General features: G+C 62.5%; 29 protein-coding genes, 1 tRNA gene and 1 pseudogene. 24 read left to right on the forward strand and 7 right to left on the reverse strand.

The window, feature by feature from the left end; genetic code table 11:
* Positions 1–6 precede the first annotated feature (6 nt).
* Positions 7–912 (forward strand): sulfite exporter TauE/SafE family protein, encoded by a 906-nt coding sequence (locus V5279_RS21175; RefSeq protein WP_338700654.1) that lies wholly within the window; start codon positions 7–9, stop codon positions 910–912.
* A gap of 28 nt (positions 913–940) precedes the next feature.
* Here V5279_RS21175 and V5279_RS21180 read toward each other — a convergent pair whose 3' ends face one another.
* Positions 941–2173 (reverse strand): Zn-dependent hydrolase, encoded by a 1233-nt coding sequence (locus V5279_RS21180; RefSeq protein WP_338700657.1) that lies wholly within the window; start codon positions 2171–2173, stop codon positions 941–943.
* A gap of 160 nt (positions 2174–2333) precedes the next feature.
* On the opposite strand from V5279_RS21180, the gene V5279_RS21185 reads away from it, so the two are divergent.
* The 6 genes from V5279_RS21185 (at position 2334) to V5279_RS21210 (ending at position 5018) form a co-directional block, all read left to right on the forward strand.
* The gene (locus V5279_RS21185; RefSeq protein ID WP_338700659.1) at positions 2334–2690 is read left to right on the forward strand and encodes a hypothetical protein; all 357 of its coding nucleotides are present in this window, start codon (positions 2334–2336) and stop codon (positions 2688–2690) included.
* A gap of 126 nt (positions 2691–2816) precedes the next feature.
* Entirely contained in the window at positions 2817–2978 is a 162-nt protein-coding gene (locus tag V5279_RS21190; RefSeq protein ID WP_224741639.1) for a hypothetical protein, read from the forward strand.
* 147 nt (positions 2979–3125) lie between these two features.
* A tRNA-Glu gene (locus tag V5279_RS21195) sits at positions 3126–3200 on the forward strand.
* Between the two features lie 342 nt (positions 3201–3542).
* The gene (locus tag V5279_RS21200) at positions 3543–3875 is read left to right on the forward strand and encodes a type II toxin-antitoxin system PrlF family antitoxin (RefSeq protein WP_338700661.1); all 333 of its coding nucleotides are present in this window, start codon (positions 3543–3545) and stop codon (positions 3873–3875) included.
* Positions 3872–4369 carry a type II toxin-antitoxin system YhaV family toxin gene (locus V5279_RS21205; protein ID WP_338701322.1) on the forward strand — a complete coding sequence of 166 codons (498 nt, stop codon included), beginning with the start codon at positions 3872–3874 and terminating at the stop codon, positions 4367–4369. Before V5279_RS21200 ends, V5279_RS21205 begins: the two co-directional genes overlap by 4 nt.
* A gap of 145 nt (positions 4370–4514) precedes the next feature.
* Positions 4515–5018: a hypothetical protein gene (locus V5279_RS21210; protein ID WP_338700663.1), complete on the forward strand. Its 504-nt coding sequence runs from the start codon at positions 4515–4517 to the stop codon at positions 5016–5018.
* 20 nt (positions 5019–5038) lie between these two features.
* Here V5279_RS21210 and V5279_RS21215 read toward each other — a convergent pair whose 3' ends face one another.
* From V5279_RS21215 to V5279_RS21235, 5 genes are all read right to left on the reverse strand, one after another.
* A complete protein-coding gene (locus V5279_RS21215; RefSeq protein ID WP_338700664.1) occupies positions 5039–5245 on the reverse strand; it encodes a hypothetical protein in 207 nt (68 codons plus the stop codon).
* Complete coding sequence (locus V5279_RS21220) at positions 5242–5412, reverse strand: hypothetical protein (RefSeq protein ID WP_338700666.1); 171 nt, start codon at positions 5410–5412, stop codon at positions 5242–5244. The genes V5279_RS21215 and V5279_RS21220 overlap by 4 nt, the downstream gene beginning before the upstream one ends.
* Positions 5409–5618 (reverse strand): hypothetical protein, encoded by a 210-nt coding sequence (locus tag V5279_RS21225; protein ID WP_338700668.1) that lies wholly within the window; start codon positions 5616–5618, stop codon positions 5409–5411. Before V5279_RS21225 ends, V5279_RS21220 begins: the two co-directional genes overlap by 4 nt.
* 14 nt (positions 5619–5632) lie before the next feature.
* On the reverse strand, positions 5633–5782 hold the full coding sequence (locus V5279_RS21230; RefSeq protein WP_223967798.1) for a hypothetical protein: 150 nt from the start codon (positions 5780–5782) through the stop codon (positions 5633–5635).
* 237 nt (positions 5783–6019) lie between these two features.
* Positions 6020–6712 (reverse strand): LexA family transcriptional regulator, encoded by a 693-nt coding sequence (locus V5279_RS21235; RefSeq protein ID WP_338700687.1) that lies wholly within the window; start codon positions 6710–6712, stop codon positions 6020–6022.
* Between V5279_RS21235 and V5279_RS21240 the strand changes: the two genes are divergently transcribed.
* From V5279_RS21240 to nusG, 15 genes are all read left to right on the forward strand, one after another.
* A complete protein-coding gene (locus V5279_RS21240; RefSeq protein ID WP_338700689.1) occupies positions 6711–6932 on the forward strand; it encodes a hypothetical protein in 222 nt (73 codons plus the stop codon). The genes V5279_RS21235 and V5279_RS21240 overlap by 2 nt on opposite strands.
* Positions 6933–7032: 100 nt before the next feature.
* Positions 7033–7335 carry a hypothetical protein gene (locus V5279_RS21245; protein ID WP_338700692.1) on the forward strand — a complete coding sequence of 101 codons (303 nt, stop codon included), beginning with the start codon at positions 7033–7035 and terminating at the stop codon, positions 7333–7335.
* Positions 7332–7484, forward strand: coding sequence for a hypothetical protein (locus V5279_RS21250; RefSeq protein WP_338700694.1), 153 nt, complete (start codon positions 7332–7334; stop codon positions 7482–7484). The genes V5279_RS21245 and V5279_RS21250 overlap by 4 nt, the downstream gene beginning before the upstream one ends.
* A complete protein-coding gene (locus V5279_RS21255; RefSeq protein WP_338700696.1) occupies positions 7481–7759 on the forward strand; it encodes a DUF2312 domain-containing protein in 279 nt (92 codons plus the stop codon). The genes V5279_RS21250 and V5279_RS21255 overlap by 4 nt, the downstream gene beginning before the upstream one ends.
* Entirely contained in the window at positions 7759–8241 is a 483-nt protein-coding gene (locus tag V5279_RS21260; protein WP_338700698.1) for an HNH endonuclease, read from the forward strand. Before V5279_RS21255 ends, V5279_RS21260 begins: the two co-directional genes overlap by 1 nt.
* Positions 8238–10043 (forward strand): hypothetical protein, encoded by a 1806-nt coding sequence (locus V5279_RS21265; protein WP_338700700.1) that lies wholly within the window; start codon positions 8238–8240, stop codon positions 10041–10043. The genes V5279_RS21260 and V5279_RS21265 overlap by 4 nt, the downstream gene beginning before the upstream one ends.
* The gene (locus V5279_RS21270) at positions 10040–10432 is read left to right on the forward strand and encodes a hypothetical protein (RefSeq protein WP_338700702.1); all 393 of its coding nucleotides are present in this window, start codon (positions 10040–10042) and stop codon (positions 10430–10432) included. The genes V5279_RS21265 and V5279_RS21270 overlap by 4 nt, the downstream gene beginning before the upstream one ends.
* Entirely contained in the window at positions 10429–10980 is a 552-nt protein-coding gene (locus tag V5279_RS21275; RefSeq protein ID WP_338700704.1) for a DUF7220 family protein, read from the forward strand. Before V5279_RS21270 ends, V5279_RS21275 begins: the two co-directional genes overlap by 4 nt.
* Positions 10977–11183 (forward strand): hypothetical protein, encoded by a 207-nt coding sequence (locus tag V5279_RS21280; RefSeq protein ID WP_338700706.1) that lies wholly within the window; start codon positions 10977–10979, stop codon positions 11181–11183. Before V5279_RS21275 ends, V5279_RS21280 begins: the two co-directional genes overlap by 4 nt.
* The gene (locus tag V5279_RS21285; RefSeq protein ID WP_210295603.1) at positions 11180–11416 is read left to right on the forward strand and encodes a hypothetical protein; all 237 of its coding nucleotides are present in this window, start codon (positions 11180–11182) and stop codon (positions 11414–11416) included. Before V5279_RS21280 ends, V5279_RS21285 begins: the two co-directional genes overlap by 4 nt.
* Entirely contained in the window at positions 11413–11619 is a 207-nt protein-coding gene (locus V5279_RS21290) for a hypothetical protein (protein WP_166205248.1), read from the forward strand. Before V5279_RS21285 ends, V5279_RS21290 begins: the two co-directional genes overlap by 4 nt.
* Positions 11616–12116 carry an SANT/Myb-like DNA-binding domain-containing protein gene (locus V5279_RS21295; protein WP_338700712.1) on the forward strand — a complete coding sequence of 167 codons (501 nt, stop codon included), beginning with the start codon at positions 11616–11618 and terminating at the stop codon, positions 12114–12116. Before V5279_RS21290 ends, V5279_RS21295 begins: the two co-directional genes overlap by 4 nt.
* Complete coding sequence (locus tag V5279_RS21300; protein ID WP_338700715.1) at positions 12103–12450, forward strand: hypothetical protein; 348 nt, start codon at positions 12103–12105, stop codon at positions 12448–12450. The genes V5279_RS21295 and V5279_RS21300 overlap by 14 nt, the downstream gene beginning before the upstream one ends.
* Positions 12451–12454: 4 nt before the next feature.
* A complete protein-coding gene (locus V5279_RS21305; protein WP_338700717.1) occupies positions 12455–13711 on the forward strand; it encodes a helix-turn-helix domain-containing protein in 1257 nt (418 codons plus the stop codon).
* 2 nt (positions 13712–13713) lie between these two features.
* Positions 13714–14316: a hypothetical protein gene (nusG, locus tag V5279_RS21310; protein WP_338700719.1), complete on the forward strand. Its 603-nt coding sequence runs from the start codon at positions 13714–13716 to the stop codon at positions 14314–14316.
* 219 nt (positions 14317–14535) lie between these two features.
* Here nusG and V5279_RS21315 read toward each other — a convergent pair whose 3' ends face one another.
* A complete protein-coding gene (locus tag V5279_RS21315) occupies positions 14536–14724 on the reverse strand; it encodes a DUF3606 domain-containing protein (protein ID WP_338700721.1) in 189 nt (62 codons plus the stop codon).
* Positions 14725–14842: 118 nt separating this feature from the next.
* On the opposite strand from V5279_RS21315, the gene V5279_RS21320 reads away from it, so the two are divergent.
* Positions 14843–15124: an HNH endonuclease signature motif containing protein gene (locus V5279_RS21320; protein WP_338700723.1), complete on the forward strand. Its 282-nt coding sequence runs from the start codon at positions 14843–14845 to the stop codon at positions 15122–15124.
* A gap of 186 nt (positions 15125–15310) precedes the next feature.
* A pseudogene (istA, locus tag V5279_RS21325) lies at positions 15311–16801 on the forward strand (IS21 family transposase); the annotation flags it as partial.
* Between the last annotated feature and the right edge of the window lies 1 nt (position 16802).

The raw sequence follows: 16802 nt of genomic DNA on the forward strand, positions 1-16802 counted from the left end.
CCAAAGATGCTTTCGATTGATTCTGCGGTGATCGTTCTTGCCGTGATCGCTCTGTTTGCGGCCTTTGTGAACGGGGCGCTTGGTTACGGGTTTTCCTCTCTCACCGTGCCGGTCGCGCTGGTCTTCTATACCAACCGCGTTCTCAATCCTGCGGTCGTCATCGTCGAAGTCTTCGTCAACCTGTATGTTCTGTGCATCAATCTGAGCGGCGTGCCGGCCGTGTGGCGGCGCGTGCTGCCTATTCTCATCGGCATGCTGCCCGGCATCGCAGTCGGAGCCTTTGCTCTGACGTCGCTCCATCCCGGCTGGATCAAATTCGCCACCTACTCGATCATTCTGCCGCTTATCCTGCTGCAGGCGGCCGGTTGGCGGAAGCCGATGCAGTCGAAATGGCTCGTCGGTTTGCCCTTTGGCGCGGCGCTCGGTGTCCTGTACTCGGTCACGACCATCTCGGGACCGCCGCTGGCGATCCTTTTCAACAATCAGGGCCTCGTCAAAGATGAGTTTCGGGCCGGTCTCGCGCTGGTTCGGGTGACGGAGTCGAGCTTGACTGCGATCGCATACTACAAGCTCGGTCTGTTCATCGAGGAGAGCCGGAGCATCCTGTTCGTGCTCGTTCCCTGCGTTGTCGTCGGCATACCGCTCGGTGCCTATCTCATCCGGCAGCTGGATGCCGAGACGTTTCGCCGGATCTGCATGAGCTTTGATGCGTGGGTCGTGGGATTCGGCCTGTCGCGCGTGTTGATCGAAGTGAAGCTGATGGAAAGCCCGTGGGCCTACAGCATCATGGCCGGCACGATCCTGATCGACGTCTGCTTGTTGTACGTCTTCTTCACCGCGCGGAGAGGGACCGCGCAGGGCTCGCACGCGTTAGCTTCGCTGAGATCGGGCAACCAGGGCGGTCCGACCTGATGGCGGCAATGCCGTGGGACGGCGTTGGTTAACCTGCGAGCAGACGCCGGCAGGTTTCGACGAACACCTCGGCGCCGGTGACGATGTCGGCGTCATCGGTGTTCTCGCTCCAGTGATGGCTGATGCCGCCGATCGACGGCACGAACAGCATCGCCGCCGGCATGATGGTGGCGAGCACCTGGGCGTCATGGCCGGCGCCGCTCGGCATCCGGATCGATTTGCCGCCGGCGCAGGCTGCGCTCGCGGCCTCGATCGCATCCTGGAAGGCAGGCGTCATCATCGCAGGCACGCCGGTGCGGATGCGCTCGACCTTCACGTCGCAGCGGCCCTGGGCAGTGGCCTCGGCCGCCAGGCGATGCAGTTGTGCCTCGAGACGCGCGATCACCTCGGGATTGTCGTCGCGGATCTGGAACAGCATGTCGGCGCCGCCGGGGATGATGCTCGGCGCACCCGGGTCAAGCGTGATGCGGCCGGTGGTCCACACCGTGCGCGGTCTGCACAAAGCAGGGAAGCTGTCGTCGATCGCGACACAGAACCGCGCCAGCGCCAGGCCGGCATCCTTGCGCACCGCCATCCGCGTGGTGCCGGCATGGTTCTGCGCGCCGGTGAAGCTGATGCGGTACTGCCAAATGCCGACGATGGAGGTGACGACGCCGATCTTGAGTCCGCTGCTTTCCAGCGTGTCGCCTTGCTCGATATGGGCCTCGAGATAGCCGATGTGGCGGCGCGGTTCGGCGGTGAGGCGCGGGCGGCCGGCGAAGCCTGCCTCGCGGAGCGCCTGTCGCATCGTGCGATCGCTGGAGCGGTCGCGCGCCGCATCGATGTCGGCGTCGGTCACGCCGCCAACGAAGGACCGGCTGCCGAGGAAGCTGCCGAAATGTCCTTCCTCGTCGCACCACGCCGCGACTTCGACTGCGCCGTTCGTGCCGGGATCGGTGTTGATGACGCGCGCGGCTTCCAGCGCATAGATCACGCCGAGCGGCCCATCGAGCCAGCCGGCATGGTTCTGGCTCTCGAGATGCGAGCCGGCGAGCAGTTTCGGTCCCGCCTTCGCGCTGCTGCCGAGCACATTGCCGATGCCGTCGATCGTCGCGACAAGGCCGGCGTCGGGCAAATGTCCGGCGAGCCAGTCCAGTGAGCGCAGATGCGGTTCCGAGAAGGTCGGCTTGTGCACGCCGGTCTTGTAGGCGCCGATCGCGCGCAACGCATTGAGATCGGCGAGCACGCGCTTGCCGTCGAAGCGACCGTTGATGCCTGGCATGAGTTGGACTCCGGATTTGCGTCTTGATCTTACGTGTTGGCGCCTCAATCCCGTCTTGATGCTGTCGCGGTTGGATGCGACGGAACAATCAGGGCAAACGATTTCTTAGCGGTTCTGCTCTTAGGTCGCAGTACGACAGTACGAATAGCGTGTGAGTGTGATGATGTCTGCATTCCGGAACTGGGCTCGCAAGGCCGTTGTGCTGTTTCTCCCGATCGCGCTCGGCGCCTGCGCGCAATATTCGCAGCAATACAGCATGACCACACCGCCGGCGGGGACCGGGCCACTGGCTTGGGACGGTGCCGGACAGGACCCCAATCTCCCGCAGTCGCGGCGCCACGCCCGCAATACGTCACCGGCCGTCGCGGAGACGCCGGATGCGCAGATGTCGGAAGCGGATGCGGACGCTCGGCTGGCGCGCAAGCTCGTGATCTGCAGCACCTGCATCAAGCCGACTCCCGTGGCGCAAGCGAGCAATCGCCAGGGCCAGGACGTCGCGAGCGCGACCAATCACTAGCGGCATGATCCGGAAAAGTGCGAAGCGGTTTTCCGAGAAAGATCATGCCCAAACAACGCGAGGCGTGCGCCGTTCCCAGATTTCGATCGATGTCCGCTGGCCTTAGTTAGGCCACGATATCGTTCGATGCGCAGCCTCATGTCGCTCCGAAGATTCATTGTTCCCGCCGTCGTCGTTGCGCTTGCCGCCGCCATCCTGATTCATGTGGGCGGCTCGCGGGCCCATGCGCATGTGCCGTTGCATTGCGGCTTCTGGACCTCGATCGAGGCCGGATTGTCCTGCCAGTGACCCCGGGGGGCGGGGATCCGGGAAAAGCATTCTCAACGCTTGCCCGTCCGCCCAATCGCCACTATACGTTCGGCCGTCGCAGCCGTTCGCCGGTAGCGGCCAATCTGGCATGTCTCACGTCTAACGTATTGATTTGCCGGGAGTTTTGCTCCCTTCGTCTATCGGTTAGGACGCCACCCTTTCACGGTGGAGAGAGCGGTTCGATTCCGCTAGGGAGCGCCATTGAGCAAATCATCCGAAAAACCATCAGTCAATTCAAGCTCTTAGCCGATGACCCTTCGTCGTGTTGGACATTTTGTTGGACGCATTAACGCGTCTTCGGTTCACATCATGTTCTGCTTTTTCCATAGCGGCGATTCTGGCAAGCGTCTGAAAACTCCAACCTAGTTAAGCGGGACTTGCTGCGGCTAGCCTGGCGCCTTCCTGCGTTTGCGGCTTCTAGACAATTCAGCCGAATTCTTCGCAAGGCTGGAACCAACAGGAACCCGAACCTCAAATAACTGTTGACAAAGTAAGGAAAATTCCTTACCTGGGTCGTATCCCGCCTAACCATGGGAGGAGCCAATGGTTTTGCTGGCATTTAGTTTTGAGGAAGTTAGCACCGTTACATCAAAGGGACAGACCACGATCCCCAAACCCGTTCGTCAGGCGCTTGGCGTCAACGAGGGCGATCAAATCGCATTTCGGGTGGATGAAAGCGGTGTAACGATCCGACGCGCGGACGAGGATGCAGATCCGGCAATCGCAGCATTCTTGTCTTTTCTTGCAAAGGACATCCAGGCCAATCCAGAGGGTTTGCGAGCCTTCCCTCCCGAACTTGCCAAGACCATTGCAGGTTTGACGGCGGGCGTCCAGTTTGATCCAGACGATCAAATTGAAGGCGACGTTGACCTCTGAGCGACCTTCTCACGATAAATGGATGGACAATCTATGCCCATCCACTCTTCTTGCAGCAGCTGAACAAGCTTGTTGCTGCGGTTGCGCGCGACAAGGAGCGCGACCCGAGAAATTACGCCAAGAAGGCAAACGCTAAGCTACTGAAGGCGATCACAACTGTTGCCCTAGAGCGGATTCCTGCCGACCCCGCAAATCAACGCTACCGACTTGGCGCTTCCATGGGGTCAGAAAATAAGCACTGGCTTCGGGATAAATTTGGGAATGGTCGATTCCGACTTTTCTTCAGGTATGATTCCAGCGCCAAGGTCATCATCTACGCTTGGGTGAATGACGAAAATACATTGCGCACTTACGGGGCGAAATCAGACGCCTATGCTGTATTCTCAAAAATGCTATCTGATGGCAACCCGCCCACGACTTGGAAGGAATTGCTGGCAGCTTGTCAGGGTTCTGGATCAGTCGAAAAAGTTCTAACTAAAGAGGGTGGCGCCTAGCCTGCCTTCTTTCCTTCTTTTTCTTGGCGCGCCCCCTCGGCCTTTGCTTCAACGGCTCATGAGGTGTCTTGAGCGCGGCCTCGAAGCGCTCTTGGCTTCTTCTCATCGAATTCTTCCGGCTTTCTAGCAATGCGGGGCCGCCCCTATGAGGCATTTGCAGGAATTAACGCTAACTCGCAGCGAAATTTATAGCATCGGCCGCGTCGCCTTCCATTGGTCCTACCTGGAGTTTGCGGCCGAGCACCTTATCTGGTCACTCCTGAGGACGAAGACGCACGTAGGTCGCGCGGTAACGGAAGAAACTCAGCTAAGAGCGCGGCTTAAGATAATACAAAAGCTGTTTGATGCCATGCCACAACTGGCATCGATTTCAGCCGACCTTCCACAGCTAATCAAAGAAATTAAAGCATTGGAGCCAGATAGAAACCTTATTATCCACGGCACATGGAAACGTGACAACAGAATTGGTCATCCCGCAGTCACGGCACTTCGACGATCTTCCAAATCGAGGGGCCATGTGCATGGCGAATATTTTCCGCCCGAACGATTTCAGAAAATCGTTGACGGCATCATAGGTGCCGGGCGACGACTTATCCTGATTAGCGGGGCCGTTGATCGCGCACTCGCTTCATCTGACGATAAATCTTAGTCACGACATCGCGAGCAGTCTCACAAACTTCTCAAATCGTCCGCGACCGCTTGCCGCTCTAAGTGCCGCCGGGCACGGCTGACTGGGTCTTCGTAGCGCTTGAGTAACTCGAGCTCCGCCTCGAGGCGATCGAGCAGTGGCGCGTACTTCACTCCGTGCAGGACAATCACCTCGGAAACGACGGCGATCGCATCGAGCAGTCGTTTCTCGGTGATCGGCGCGCTCATGCGCGGCGCTCGCTGTGAGCCGTGTCGCTTTCTCCACACACTTTGATCGTTGGATAGAGGCGCTCTGCCGCCTCTACGCCACCTTCGAAGCCGCGGCGGTAACCGATGCGAAGGCCGGCCAGAAGGCCGACCACAACGCTGGCTGCGATGAAGATCGCAAGCTTCATCTACGTCGCCTCGCGGATACGACGCGCAATACTGGACGCAGCTTATCATCAACGATTTGGGCGCGGCCGCCGGAGATCAGGCAGTCGGCCATTTCGCTCGTGATCCTCCTGGCGCCGAACCGCCAGCCGCCGCGCGGGTGCCGATCGAAGGGGCCGTATTCGAGCAGCGTGAGCGCAATGTAATGATTGCGTTGAAGGCGCTTCATCAGGGAGGGGCCCCTCAAAGGCTCGGCCCGGCGAGCTGATGCGCCAGCGCGCGAGCGTCAGCCGCATGCGCTTTGATCTGCGAACGGGTGAAGCCGAGCCGCTCGAGATCATCCTCGGTAATGCCGCCCTCGCGATAGGAGGCGGCGCGCATATCGTCAGCCATGCGCTTGATGGTCTCGCTCGGAGAAAGCGGCGAGCGTGGCTTTACCAGCGCGGTATCAATGTAGTCAGGGACGGTTGCTTGAGCGGCAGTCGCGCGGATGAGGGCAGGAAGGCGATTGCAGGAAGGACGTCGCATAGGGGTTCCCCGTTTGTTTCACGGGGAATACTTCCAACTCCAATTTGGTGTGAAGTCAACACCAAATCGGTGTGAGTGCGAATTGCGGTGGCTTCTTACCACTCAAGTCAGTTCATGGATGACCCTGCCAACGCGTCCAACAATGACGGTCTCGCCGCTCATATGAATCGTTTCGTGATCGGGATTCGTTGAATATGGCTGCAACCGGGGCGGGTTACCGGCGCGGTAGCGCTTGAAGGTGGCTTCGCCTTCAGGTGTGCCGAAAACGTAGAACTTGTCGTTAACGACGCGATGATCCGCGAGGTTGACGCAGATGTACGCGCCGTCAGGTGCGATCCTATCCATGGAATCCCCCTGAACCTCGAGGACAATCCAGTCGCCCTTTGGCAGGTCGGCCAGATAAACATATTTGCGAACGTCCGAGCGTTTCACGCCCTCCTGATGAGCCAGCCGCCCAGCGCTGACCCATGAAAGCAGCGGTGCTCGGAAGGTCTTGAGGCCTGGAAAAACCAGCTTTTCTGGCGACGTCCGCAAAAGTGGCGCGAGCCTTTCTGCCCATAGCGCCGTCATCTCGCGCTCGCCGTGCACCAGCTTGCTGATCTGCTGCTGGGTGGTGCCAATAGCCTTTGCAAGCGCGCCTTGGCTGATAGCGCGACGCTCCATCGCTTCTGCGAGACCGTTTGGAAATTTGCCCTTCATGACCGCAGGGGGCACCAAATTGGTGTGGCCTTCAAACACCAAAACGGTGTAATCCTCTTGCGAATCAACACCAGAATGGTGTGAGTAACTGGTCATGCGCTTCGACGACTGGATGACCAAGCAACGCGAGACCAACCCCAGCTTTGGCCGGAAGGCAGGTTGGTCTGGTGAAACGGTTCGCCGTTACCGCACCGGCGAGCGCGAGCCTGACCACGCAGCAATGGCGATGATCTTCGCGCTGACGGAAGGCGACGTGACGCCAAACGATTGGGTCGGGGTCGGACCGCGCCCGACGACAAGAAAGCAGAGCAACTGAACACATGACCCGCAGCGTAAATCCCGCGCGGGGACAGTCAAACCCCGCTGCTGACAAAGTCGTCAGTAGATCGCGACGAAGTCGTCAATCGTGGCTGCGCGTGCTCGACGTGCTGCAGAAGCGCTTTAAGGCTGATTTTGTTTGGGAAATGCACGTTCGGACGGGCCGATCCGAACGCGATTGTTATCGGTGGAAAACCGGTAAGGCGGCGCCGGATTTCGAGGCGCTGGACCGGCTGATCAACAGCGACATCGGCGACCTCGTGCTCCTGACCATGACCAGGAGCAGCAACCAGCCGTGGGCGGTTGCCATGCGCCGGACCTACGAAATCGCAAAGGCGCGCGGGGACATCGAGGCGGCGCAGCGTCGGCTCGCCGCGCTGGAGAGGGGGATCGTTCCATGATCACAGAGCGGCTTTCCGACCCGCAGCTCTACACGTTGATGGGCATTTTCCTCGGCCTCGGTCTGGCAGCCGTTCTGAGTGTCATCGCATGGCGGCAGCGGTTTACGCAGATCGATACGGGCGCCGGCTTCCGCTGGGTGCGCCGATGATCGGACAGGAAGGTGTTCACGCGGCCGCAGAAACCCGCGCGACGACGATCGCAAAAGACCAGCTGAAATCGATCATTGAGCGCGTCGAGCGCCTGATCGAGGAGAAAAAGACGGTCTCCGACGACATCAGCGACGTCTATGCCGAGGCCAAAAGCAACGGTTTCGACGTCAAGGCGCTGCGCGCGATCGTCAAGCTGCGCAAGCTAGATCCGATCGAGCGCGAGGCCGAGGAAGCGATCCTCGAGACCTACATGCAGGCGCTGGGAATGCTTTGATGCACGGCTGTTTCGCAAAGACGCGCGAGGAGCTCGAGGCGTCGGCGGACCTGGTCGACCTGACCGGCACGCCCTGGCGGCGGATCTGGCTTTCGGCGCGCGAGCCGATCTGGACGCTGGTCGACGCCGTCGATTACGCCTGGCTGTCGGAAAAGATCTGGAACGTCTGGCACGCCGGCCGCGGCGATTGGATGCGCTACGCCAAGCGCAACGTTGACGTCTCGCGCGCGACCGTCCGCATGCATCGCGAGATCATGATCCTAGCCGAGCCGCGAGACGAGGCTTACCTGCGCTCGCATTTCGTCGACCATATCAACGGTCAGACGCTCGACAACCGCCGCGCAAATCTGCGCTGGGCAACCAAGCAAGAAAACGCAGCCAACCGCCGCAGGCGCGGCTCGGCGCCGTCGCTCGAGGACATCGTCCGCGAGCTCGTCGCCGGCCTGCCGCCGCAGCCTCAACTCGAGGAGATCCCGTTTTGACCGAGCTCGTTCGCTATGAGGCCGCGCGCAAGGCGCTGGCCGAGGCCGTCGCGGTCGACGAGGTCCAGGAGATCCGCAGCCAGGCCGAGGCAATGCGCCACTACGCGCGCCAGGCGAAGGATCGCGACCTCGAGATCCAGGCGGCGCAGCTGCGTTTCCGCGCCGAGCGGCGCCTCGGCGAGATGATCGTCGCGCAAAAGGAAACGGTCGGGCTCAATACCGGATCGCGCGGTCAGCTGCGCGGCCGGAACGTTTCTGGCGGTTCGGTTTCGGAACAGCCAGAAGATGACCGGCCGACACTCGCCGAGGCCGGGATCGACCGCAAACTGTCATCGAAGGCGCAGCGCCTGGCCGCGATGCCGCCGGCCGAATTCGAGGCCGCGCTCGATCGTCACCAGGAGGAAATGCGCGCCGGCGCCGGCCGCGTCGCGATGGACCTGGCCAAGGTCGGCGCCGAGGAAAAGGGCAGGGAGCATCGCCGCGGTCTGGCGCAGGCGCTGTCTGACGCCTCGGCGCTGCAGCCGACCGGCCGCAAGTATCCGATCATCTACGCCGATCCGCCCTGGTATCGAAACCAGGGCGTGACCAGCCGCTCCTATGAAAACCATTATCCGACCATGCCATGGGCGGAGATCTGCGCGCTGCCGGTCAGGGACATGGTCCTGCCGGATGCCTGGCTGTTTCTCTGGATTCCGCGCGCCCATATGCTCGCCTGGCATGAGGCCGAGATCGAGGCGACGGATCTCCGGACCGGCGAGGTCATCATGGTCCGCGTCCAGATGCCGCTCGCCTCGGCCGTCGCGCTGTCGTGGGGCTTTGAGGCCTATTCGACCGCGTTCGTCTGGACCAAAAACGACGAGGAGCATCCGGACGAGGCCGGCGGCGCCGTCCTGGTGCGCGATCAGGACGAGATCCTGCTGCTGTTCAAACGCGGCAAAGGCCTGCCGAAACCGGCAAGCGGCGAAAAGTTCGGCTCCAACCATCGCGAGCGATCGCGACCGCTCGGCCATTCGCGCAAGCCGGAGCATTACCGGCGCATGATCGCGGCGATGGGCGGCGGTGTGCCGGTGCTCGAGCTGTTTGCCCGCGTCGATGCCGAGAATCCATTGCCGGCCGGCTGGGATGCGTGGGGCAACCAGGCAACGGCGACAGAAATCATTTCCCAAGCGATCGCGGGCGAGAGCTCGGCGCCTGACGGGGTGCCGGCGGGTATAGAACCGCCGCGCGATCGGACTGCCGATGGTCGGTCATCGGACGAGGCCGCAACGGGTAGCCATAGCGCTGCGGCCTCACAGTTAGCGGACGCCGGAGCTCACGCCGGCGATCGTCCAGCCCTTTCGGCCGACGTTGCCTCGTTGCCGATCGGGGAAGTCGTTTCGAGCGTCGCCGTTACCGGCCGCGTTGATGCAGCCGAGCCGCCGGCGAACCGACCTGGACGCGACCTTTCCGATGACGGGCTCGATATCCCGGCATTCCTGCGCCGGACGCCGAAACCGGCTCCGGCGCTCGTCGTCGCGCAAACTGAAATGGATCTCGCGCGCCGCGATCGTGCTGCGGCGGAGGTCGTCGACGGCAAGCTGCAAACGCGATTGCCGCTGACCGAGGACGAGCTCGACATTCAGGCAGCGCTGCTCGCGATCGACGCCGGCGAGACGGTTTCCGACGACATGGTCCGGCACCTGGTCGGCGCCGGTTTTGCGCATTGCTCGACGTCGAGCGTCAAGGTGACCGGCGCCGGTCGCGAATTCCTCGCGCAGCTGGTCGCATCGCCTGCGCAGCTCGAGCTCGAGGCGCGCGCGTGACCGACAAGATCGCACTGTTCCGGCAGATCGCTGCGGTCGAGACCGAGATCAAAGATCGCAGTGCCGGCGCGCGCTCGAGGCTCGATCGGTCTGCGTCGCAACGCCAATGCGACGGCCTCGAGGCCGGCGCGAGAACGCTGCGCTGGCTGCAGCAGAACGAGGCGCGCATCGCTGCGGCGGCGCCGTGCGCGCTGCCGAGCTGCGCAGTTTCGATGACCAGGCAGGTCACTGCGGTCGAGACCGAGCTCAAAGATCGACGCAGCGGCGCGCGGGCCAAGCTGAGCTCGGCCGCGGCGGTTTATCAACGCGACGGCCTCGAGGCCGCCGCGAATACGCTGCGCTGGCTGCAGCAAAACGAGGCAAGCATCAAAGGGGCATTGCGGCAATGAGGCAAACGAAACTGGCATCGCTCGCGGAGAGCACGATCAACGTCGTTGTTGGCTTTGGCATCAGCCTCGCCGCCCAGATCTATTTCCTGCCGCTGCTCGGCGTCAGAGTCTCGATCGCGCAAAACGTCACGTTTGCCTTAATCATGACGGCGATCTCCATCTGCCGATCGTATCTGCTGCGCCGGCTTTTCGAGGCGCTGCATATCCGCAGGCCGCTGTCGCCTTTCATGCAAGCCGTTATTGCCGAGCGCTTTCGCCAGATCGAGCGCGAGGGTTGGTCGACCGAGCACGATGACGGTTACGATCGCGGCACGCTGGCGAAGGCCGGCGCCAGCTACGTTCTGCATGCCGGCACGGAATCGCCGGCAGTGCCGCACGAATGGCCCTGGACGCGCGAATGGTGGAAGCCGGCCGGCTATCGGCGCGACCTGGTGCGCGGCGTCGCCTTGGCGATTGCCGAGGGCGAGCGGTTCGATCGCAATCGCAATCCGACCAGTGTCCCGGCTGGATTGAGGCGACCGCTTGCCGCGCAGGAGCTCCGGCAATGACGCAACTCGAGATCGCCGCGATCGCGGTCGGCGCGTTTGCGCTGTTCATGTTCGGTTATTCCCTTGGCTGGGTACAGAGCGGCTGGTCTGCCCGGCGTGACGAAGCGTTCCGTACGGCTTGGCTGCCTGGCGAGCGTCTTGAACGCGTCGCCGGCGATGTTGGCGGCGAGGATCTCGAGGCGCGCGTCCGGAGGGTGGCGTGATGAAAGTCTCAGCCGATCCGCGCGACCCGAATTATTGGCGCGAGCATTTCTCTGACTTGCCAGTAACCGTCACGCTCGACGATTGCGAGGTTCACAACGTCGTCTATGCAGACGATCAGGCCGGCATCGTCGAGGCATTTCCAATTGACTATTTGGTCTGCGAGTGCGGCGAGCAAGTGATCTCGCGGCTGCTGTTCGGCAAGGTGGCGATCGTCGGAGCTCGGCGCGCATGAGCTCGACGCGGCACAAGTGGGGCGAGAAGGTCCGATTTCCGCTCAAGACCGAACAGCAGTGCATCCGATGCGACATGGTCAAGGTCGGTCGCCGTGAACGCGGTCCTGCCGGCTATTGGGATGAGTTCTGGCGCGACGAGGAGCGCATCCATTGCACGGCGACGCCGGCCTGCGACGCGCGGCGCGAGGCAGTCGCAGCATGACCGAGAAGCGCAAGCGCAATCCGGTCTGGACGGATCTCGAGGACGCAAAGCTGCTGCATGCGCGCGACGTGCTGGGCGTGCCTTGGAGCAAGATCGAGCAGCATATGCCGGGCCGATCGCGGGGCGGCTGCGAGCGCCGCTATTACACGGATTTGCAGACCGACAACCTCGCGACGCGGCGGAATTGGAAGGCACGGGGGCTGCGGCCGCCGAGGCCGCGGAAACCGTCGACGCCTCCGAGGCCTGTCGTTCCGGCGATCGTGAGGACGCTCGTCGAGGTACTGTCGCCGTCGATCGCGCCGGCCGCGCCTAAGCCCGTCATCGTCCAGGACAAGCAGGGGACCGCGGCGCTGGCCGGCCTGCGCGAGCGTGCCGAGCTGCTCGCCAGGATCGCCGAGCGCGGCCTGACGGGCGGCGTGCTCGGAGATCCTCCGCCAGGCCGCAGCGCGCTCGACCAGCGCAGGGCGGAGCGCAGGGGCGGCAATGCCTCGAGCTAACGCGATCGTGCGCTGCCTGGCCGCCGGAGGGCCGCCGGCGATGGCTCTCGCCGACGTGATCTGCCAACTAGTCGTCAAGGGTGCCGAGCTCGGCGAGCTCGAGGAATACGAGATCCCGGATCTCGACGCGGTCGCGGCCGGCGTCGTCGATCCGCCGCTGCTCAAACGGCGCCGTTTCCGCCGTGACTGGCTCGAGCGGATCTTCGACGCGATCGAGCTCGACGCGTTCTCGCGGCTGCCGGCGCGACATCGTCGACCGTCTGCTGCAGCCGCGGCCGTGAATTTTCAGTGTTTGTTGCGTCAGCGTCTCCCGAAAAATTTGCTTAGGACGTGAAACCATGACGACCGCGAAACGGCGGGCTCGCCGCATCGCCGCCGACGAGGCGCATAGCTGGGCGCGCAATCTGCGCCTGCGAAATATTCAGGCCAAGATCCTGTTGAGCATGTTGACGCTCTACGTCGACGCCGAGGGCACCTGTTTTGTCAGCATTCCCTCGTTGGCGGAGGATTGCGAGCTGTCGCCGCAAACGGTTCGGCGACGCCTGTCCTGGCTGCAGGAGATCGGCGCGATCTCGCGGCAGGATCAATGGATCGACGACCAGGGGAACAGGAACGGGAATGGCCGCGGCAAACGGACGACCGACAAGATCCGGCTGCTCTACGATGTTGATCCTTATCTGATCGAGGCGCGCGCCGCTGGCCGGGCGGTTGCGGAGGATCTCGATGAAACGATTGCCGACGAGGGCGAGATTAGCCCTGCCTGCCAGATAGGGCTAAATTCGGAGGTTAGCCCTGCGCCAGGACTCCGCCAGCCCTACCACTCGGGTAAGGGCCTAATCTCTGAACCTGAACCGGAAGATCCCCCTAAGTCCCCCTCCGGGGGATTTCCGGACGATCATAAAACGATCGAGGAAGGCGAGCCGGTCGAGTTCGCAGCCGCATTCGAGAGCTATGTCGGCCACGAGGTCATGCGGCGCGACCTGGCGCTCGAGGAGTTCCGCCTCCTGACGCAGGACGATCGCGCCTGGTGCGCTCATGCGGTGCCGCTCTACATGGCGAAGCTGCGCGAGCTCAAACAGCGCCGGCCGATGAATTTTCATCTCTGGGTGCGGACGCGCGGGTTTCGCGAATTCCCCGCGCCTGGTGCTGCGCTGGCAAAGGCCGCGCCTCCGCAACGGCGGTTCGTGCAAGACGACGAGCTCAAGGGCTTGGCAGTGGCGATGCAGATCGCCGAGCGACGCGAGCTGCGCACCATCCGCGAGCAGGATCTCGGCGAGGGCGTCTGGACGCAGCTCGGGCCGCAGGCAGACCTGGCCGCAATGGCTGCGTTTGCCGGCGCCGATCGCGTGGCGTGGCGGGTCGCCGACCTCGGAACGCCGCAGTTTGCCGCCTGGCGCGATCGCCTGGCGCTCTGGATCGGCGCAGAGCCGCAGGCCGAGCGGATCTTTCTCGAGCCGTTTGATCCGAGCGTTCACGGCGTCTCTGCATCGAGCCCGAATTTCCGTTTGAGAAAGTCAAAGCAGGGCTTTCGCGTGCCGGCGCCGTGGCCGCCGCGGCGCGATGGGACGTGGCAAGGCGCAGGGGAGAGCGAATGAACATGCAATACCGCAAGGGGCAGATCGTCGGGTATGTCTCGGTATTGGACGAGTTCGCAACAGTGCCGGTAACGCCGGAGCGCTGGCACCTGCTGCGCGTGACACCGGGCCGCGACGCGCGCGTGATGCGAGCATTCGAGGAGCGAGGCATTAGCGGCTGGTCGCTGACCGTCACAAGCGTAGTCAACCGCAGGACCGGGCTCGATGCGCGTCGCCCGCATCTCGGGCGCAAGATCGTTCGGCCGTTTCTGCCTGGTCTGATTTTCCTTCCCGATTTCGAGCTCAGGCGGATCGACCAGATCCGCGCGATCGATGACGTCGACAATCTGCTGCAGCTTGGCACGCTGCGCTGTTGGCTCAAGCCGGAAGAAATGCAGCTGATGCGGGATATCGCCATTTGCGAGGGTCTGCCGCCATCGCAGCGCAAGCAGGTGCGGCTCGCGATCAATCAACGCATCGCAATTGTTGACGGCCTGTTCGCGGGCTTCCGCGCTCTGATCGAGCGAATTGACTCAAATGGCCGACTCACTGTCTACGTTGAGGACGGAAGGCGCGGCGTCAAGGTAAGTGGTTTGACCGAGACGCAGATCGAGCTGATCGTCTAATTCGCGGTGCAGTGCATTCGCGGCAGCTCGGCTAAAAGCGCAGAGCCTGATTCGGGTGGCCGCGCGCAGCGCGCCGCGACCTTCCAAAGCCCGGCCTTGCGCCGGGCTTTGTCGTTTCGTACTTATGTTGTGCGGTAGCGCCTCGCGCTGTCGCCGCCCTCTTTGGGCGTTTCCTCCCTAGACTTGGGCCGCTTGTTCCTTCAAGCGGCCCTTTTTCATTCAGCGCTTCTTCTTCTGTTTCAGGTAGTTCTCCACCATGTTCACCATGACGCCAGCGTGCTTCACGGCATCGATCAACTCGGCCTTTGTGCAGCCGAACCTCGGGCACCAGTAGCGAACTTCGTAGTCTTCGTGGATATTGATACGTGCCCGGTCAGCAGGGCCACGGTTCTTAAGATCGTCAGACATCTGCGTCTCCTCCTAGGTGTGTGTGACGGCATCACCACCATAGATAGGTGGCGCGATCGCATATGCCAGTCTTTTCGTGTCTCTGTTTGGACGTTCGGTAAGAACGATACCGCTGTCGATGCATCAGCCGCCGTGGAAGGCTTGGTACAAGCTCGCGCGGTGGCGAGCGCTGCGTCTGCGCATCTTCCTGCGCGATCTCTACACATGCCAACGCAAGGCATGCGGCAGGGTCGAGCCTGATACCTCGCTGCTCGTCTGCGACCACGTCATTCCGCATCGTGGTGATGAGCGTCTGTTCTGGGATGAGAGCAACCTGCAGACGCTCTGCAAGTCATGCCACGACAGCGTGAAGCAGACCGAGGAGCAAGCGAGCCTGCACACGCGCGGCGTCTGGGATTGAGGGGTAGGGGGTGGGCATTTCCTTCGGAGCTACCTCTCCGCGGACCGGCCCATCTCACACTGACGGGTTTTTTGTCATTCGGCCTGCAATATTGACCCCCTAAGCCGGGGGATCGGCGTCCAAAATTGACCCCCTACAGATTGGTCTGTTGCGCTGCCTGCTTTGGAACGAAGCAGGTGGTGGGGGATGCTGATCGTGGAGACGATTGCCCGGATCCGGCGCGAGCACTTCATCAAGGGCAAGACAATCAAGGAGATCGCCCGTGACCTGAAGGTGTCGCGGAACACGGTCCGGAAGGTGCTGAGGTCGGGAGAGACCTCCTTCGAGTACGAGCGGCAGGTGCAGCCGCGGCCAAAGCTGGGACGATGGGCAGTAGAGCTTGACGGATTGCTGGCGGCGAACGCGGCCAAATCGGCTCGTGAACAGCTGACGTTGATCCGGATCTTCGAAGAGCTGCGCGGCCGCGGCTATGACGGCGGTTACGATGCGGTGCGGCGTTACGCCAGGCGGTGGAGCAAAGAACGCGGGCAATCGACCGCGGCCGCTTATGTCCCGCTGAGCTTTGCCCCAGGCGAAGCCTATCAGTTCGACTGGAGCCACGAGGTGGTCTTGCTGAGCGGCACCACGGTAATGGTGAAGGCCGCCCATGTCCGGCTCTGCCACAGCCGCATGCTGTTCGTGCGGGCCTATCCGCGGGAGACGCAGGAGATGGTGTTCGACGCCCACGACCGGGCGTTCGCCCTGTTCAAAGGTACCTGCACCCGCGGCATCTACGACAACATGAAGACTGCCGTAGAGACGATCTTCGTCGGTAAAGGGCGTCTCTACAATCGCCGCTTCCTGCAGATGTGCAGCCACTATCTGGTCGATCCGGTCGCCTGCACGCCAGCGTCGGGCTGGGAGAAGGGGCAGGTCGAGAACCAGGTCGGGCTGGTCAGGGAACGCTTCTTCACGCCGCGGCTGCGGTTCAAAAACCTCGACGAGTTAAACGCCTGGCTGCTCGACAAATGCATCGCCTACGCCAAGGCTCATCGCCATCCGGAGCTGGTCGATCAGACGATCTGGGAAGTGTTCGAAGCCGAACGCCCCAAACTCGTTCCCTATGCCGGCCGCTTCGACGGCTTCCATGCGGTGACGGCATCGGTCTCGAAGACCTGCCTGGTGCGCTTCGACAACAACAAGTACTCGGTCGCAGCCAGCGCAGTCGGACGACCGGTCGAGGTTCAAGCCTATGCCGATCGCATCGTGATCCGTCAGGATGGATGCATCGTTGCCGAGCACCCGCGATCCTTTGGCCGCGGCGATACCGTCTACGACCCCTGGCATTATGTGCCGGTGCTCGCCCGCAAACCCGGCGCCTTGCGCAACGGTGCTCCCTTCAAAGACTGGGTGCTGCCGGCCGCGATCGAGCGGATCCGGCGCAAGCTTGCCAGCACCGACGATGGCAATCGGCAGATGGTCGACATCCTCAACGCGGTGCTGACTGACGGTCTGCCCGCGGTGGAAGCGGCCTGTGCCGAAGCGCTCGGTCATGGCGTCCATTCCGCCGATGTCGTGCTCAATATCCTGGCCCGTCAACGTGAACCCGCCCCACCGGCCAACATCATGACGCCGGCCGCACTGACGCTCCGTCATGCACCGATCGCCGATTGTGCCCGCTACGACAACCTCCGGAGGA

Source organism: Bradyrhizobium sp. 26S5, assembly GCF_036923295.1.
GTDB lineage: Bacteria > Pseudomonadota > Alphaproteobacteria > Rhizobiales > Xanthobacteraceae > Bradyrhizobium > Bradyrhizobium septentrionale.

Coding starts and splice junctions, on each gene's coding strand:
- V5279_RS21175 (WP_338700654.1), top strand. CDS start 7: ATGCTTTCGATTGATTCTGCGGTGATCGTTCTTGCCGTGATCGCTCTG.
- V5279_RS21180 (WP_338700657.1), bottom strand. CDS start 2,173: ATGCCAGGCATCAACGGTCGCTTCGACGGCAAGCGCGTGCTCGCCGAT.
- V5279_RS21185 (WP_338700659.1), top strand. CDS start 2,334: ATGATGTCTGCATTCCGGAACTGGGCTCGCAAGGCCGTTGTGCTGTTT.
- V5279_RS21190 (WP_224741639.1), top strand. CDS start 2,817: ATGCGCAGCCTCATGTCGCTCCGAAGATTCATTGTTCCCGCCGTCGTC.
- V5279_RS21200 (WP_338700661.1), top strand. CDS start 3,543: ATGGTTTTGCTGGCATTTAGTTTTGAGGAAGTTAGCACCGTTACATCA.
- V5279_RS21210 (WP_338700663.1), top strand. CDS start 4,515: ATGAGGCATTTGCAGGAATTAACGCTAACTCGCAGCGAAATTTATAGC.
- V5279_RS21215 (WP_338700664.1), bottom strand. CDS start 5,245: ATGAGCGCGCCGATCACCGAGAAACGACTGCTCGATGCGATCGCCGTC.
- V5279_RS21220 (WP_338700666.1), bottom strand. CDS start 5,412: ATGAAGCTTGCGATCTTCATCGCAGCCAGCGTTGTGGTCGGCCTTCTG.
- V5279_RS21225 (WP_338700668.1), bottom strand. CDS start 5,618: ATGAAGCGCCTTCAACGCAATCATTACATTGCGCTCACGCTGCTCGAA.
- V5279_RS21230 (WP_223967798.1), bottom strand. CDS start 5,782: ATGGCTGACGATATGCGCGCCGCCTCCTATCGCGAGGGCGGCATTACC.
- V5279_RS21240 (WP_338700689.1), top strand. CDS start 6,711: ATGCGCTTCGACGACTGGATGACCAAGCAACGCGAGACCAACCCCAGC.
- V5279_RS21235 (WP_338700687.1), bottom strand. CDS start 6,712: ATGACCAGTTACTCACACCATTCTGGTGTTGATTCGCAAGAGGATTAC.
- V5279_RS21250 (WP_338700694.1), top strand. CDS start 7,332: ATGATCACAGAGCGGCTTTCCGACCCGCAGCTCTACACGTTGATGGGC.
- V5279_RS21255 (WP_338700696.1), top strand. CDS start 7,481: ATGATCGGACAGGAAGGTGTTCACGCGGCCGCAGAAACCCGCGCGACG.
- V5279_RS21260 (WP_338700698.1), top strand. CDS start 7,759: ATGCACGGCTGTTTCGCAAAGACGCGCGAGGAGCTCGAGGCGTCGGCG.
- V5279_RS21275 (WP_338700704.1), top strand. CDS start 10,429: ATGAGGCAAACGAAACTGGCATCGCTCGCGGAGAGCACGATCAACGTC.
- V5279_RS21280 (WP_338700706.1), top strand. CDS start 10,977: ATGACGCAACTCGAGATCGCCGCGATCGCGGTCGGCGCGTTTGCGCTG.
- V5279_RS21290 (WP_166205248.1), top strand. CDS start 11,413: ATGAGCTCGACGCGGCACAAGTGGGGCGAGAAGGTCCGATTTCCGCTC.
- V5279_RS21295 (WP_338700712.1), top strand. CDS start 11,616: ATGACCGAGAAGCGCAAGCGCAATCCGGTCTGGACGGATCTCGAGGAC.
- V5279_RS21300 (WP_338700715.1), top strand. CDS start 12,103: ATGCCTCGAGCTAACGCGATCGTGCGCTGCCTGGCCGCCGGAGGGCCG.
- V5279_RS21305 (WP_338700717.1), top strand. CDS start 12,455: ATGACGACCGCGAAACGGCGGGCTCGCCGCATCGCCGCCGACGAGGCG.
- nusG (WP_338700719.1), top strand. CDS start 13,714: ATGCAATACCGCAAGGGGCAGATCGTCGGGTATGTCTCGGTATTGGAC.
- V5279_RS21315 (WP_338700721.1), bottom strand. CDS start 14,724: ATGTCTGACGATCTTAAGAACCGTGGCCCTGCTGACCGGGCACGTATC.
- V5279_RS21320 (WP_338700723.1), top strand. CDS start 14,843: ATGCATCAGCCGCCGTGGAAGGCTTGGTACAAGCTCGCGCGGTGGCGA.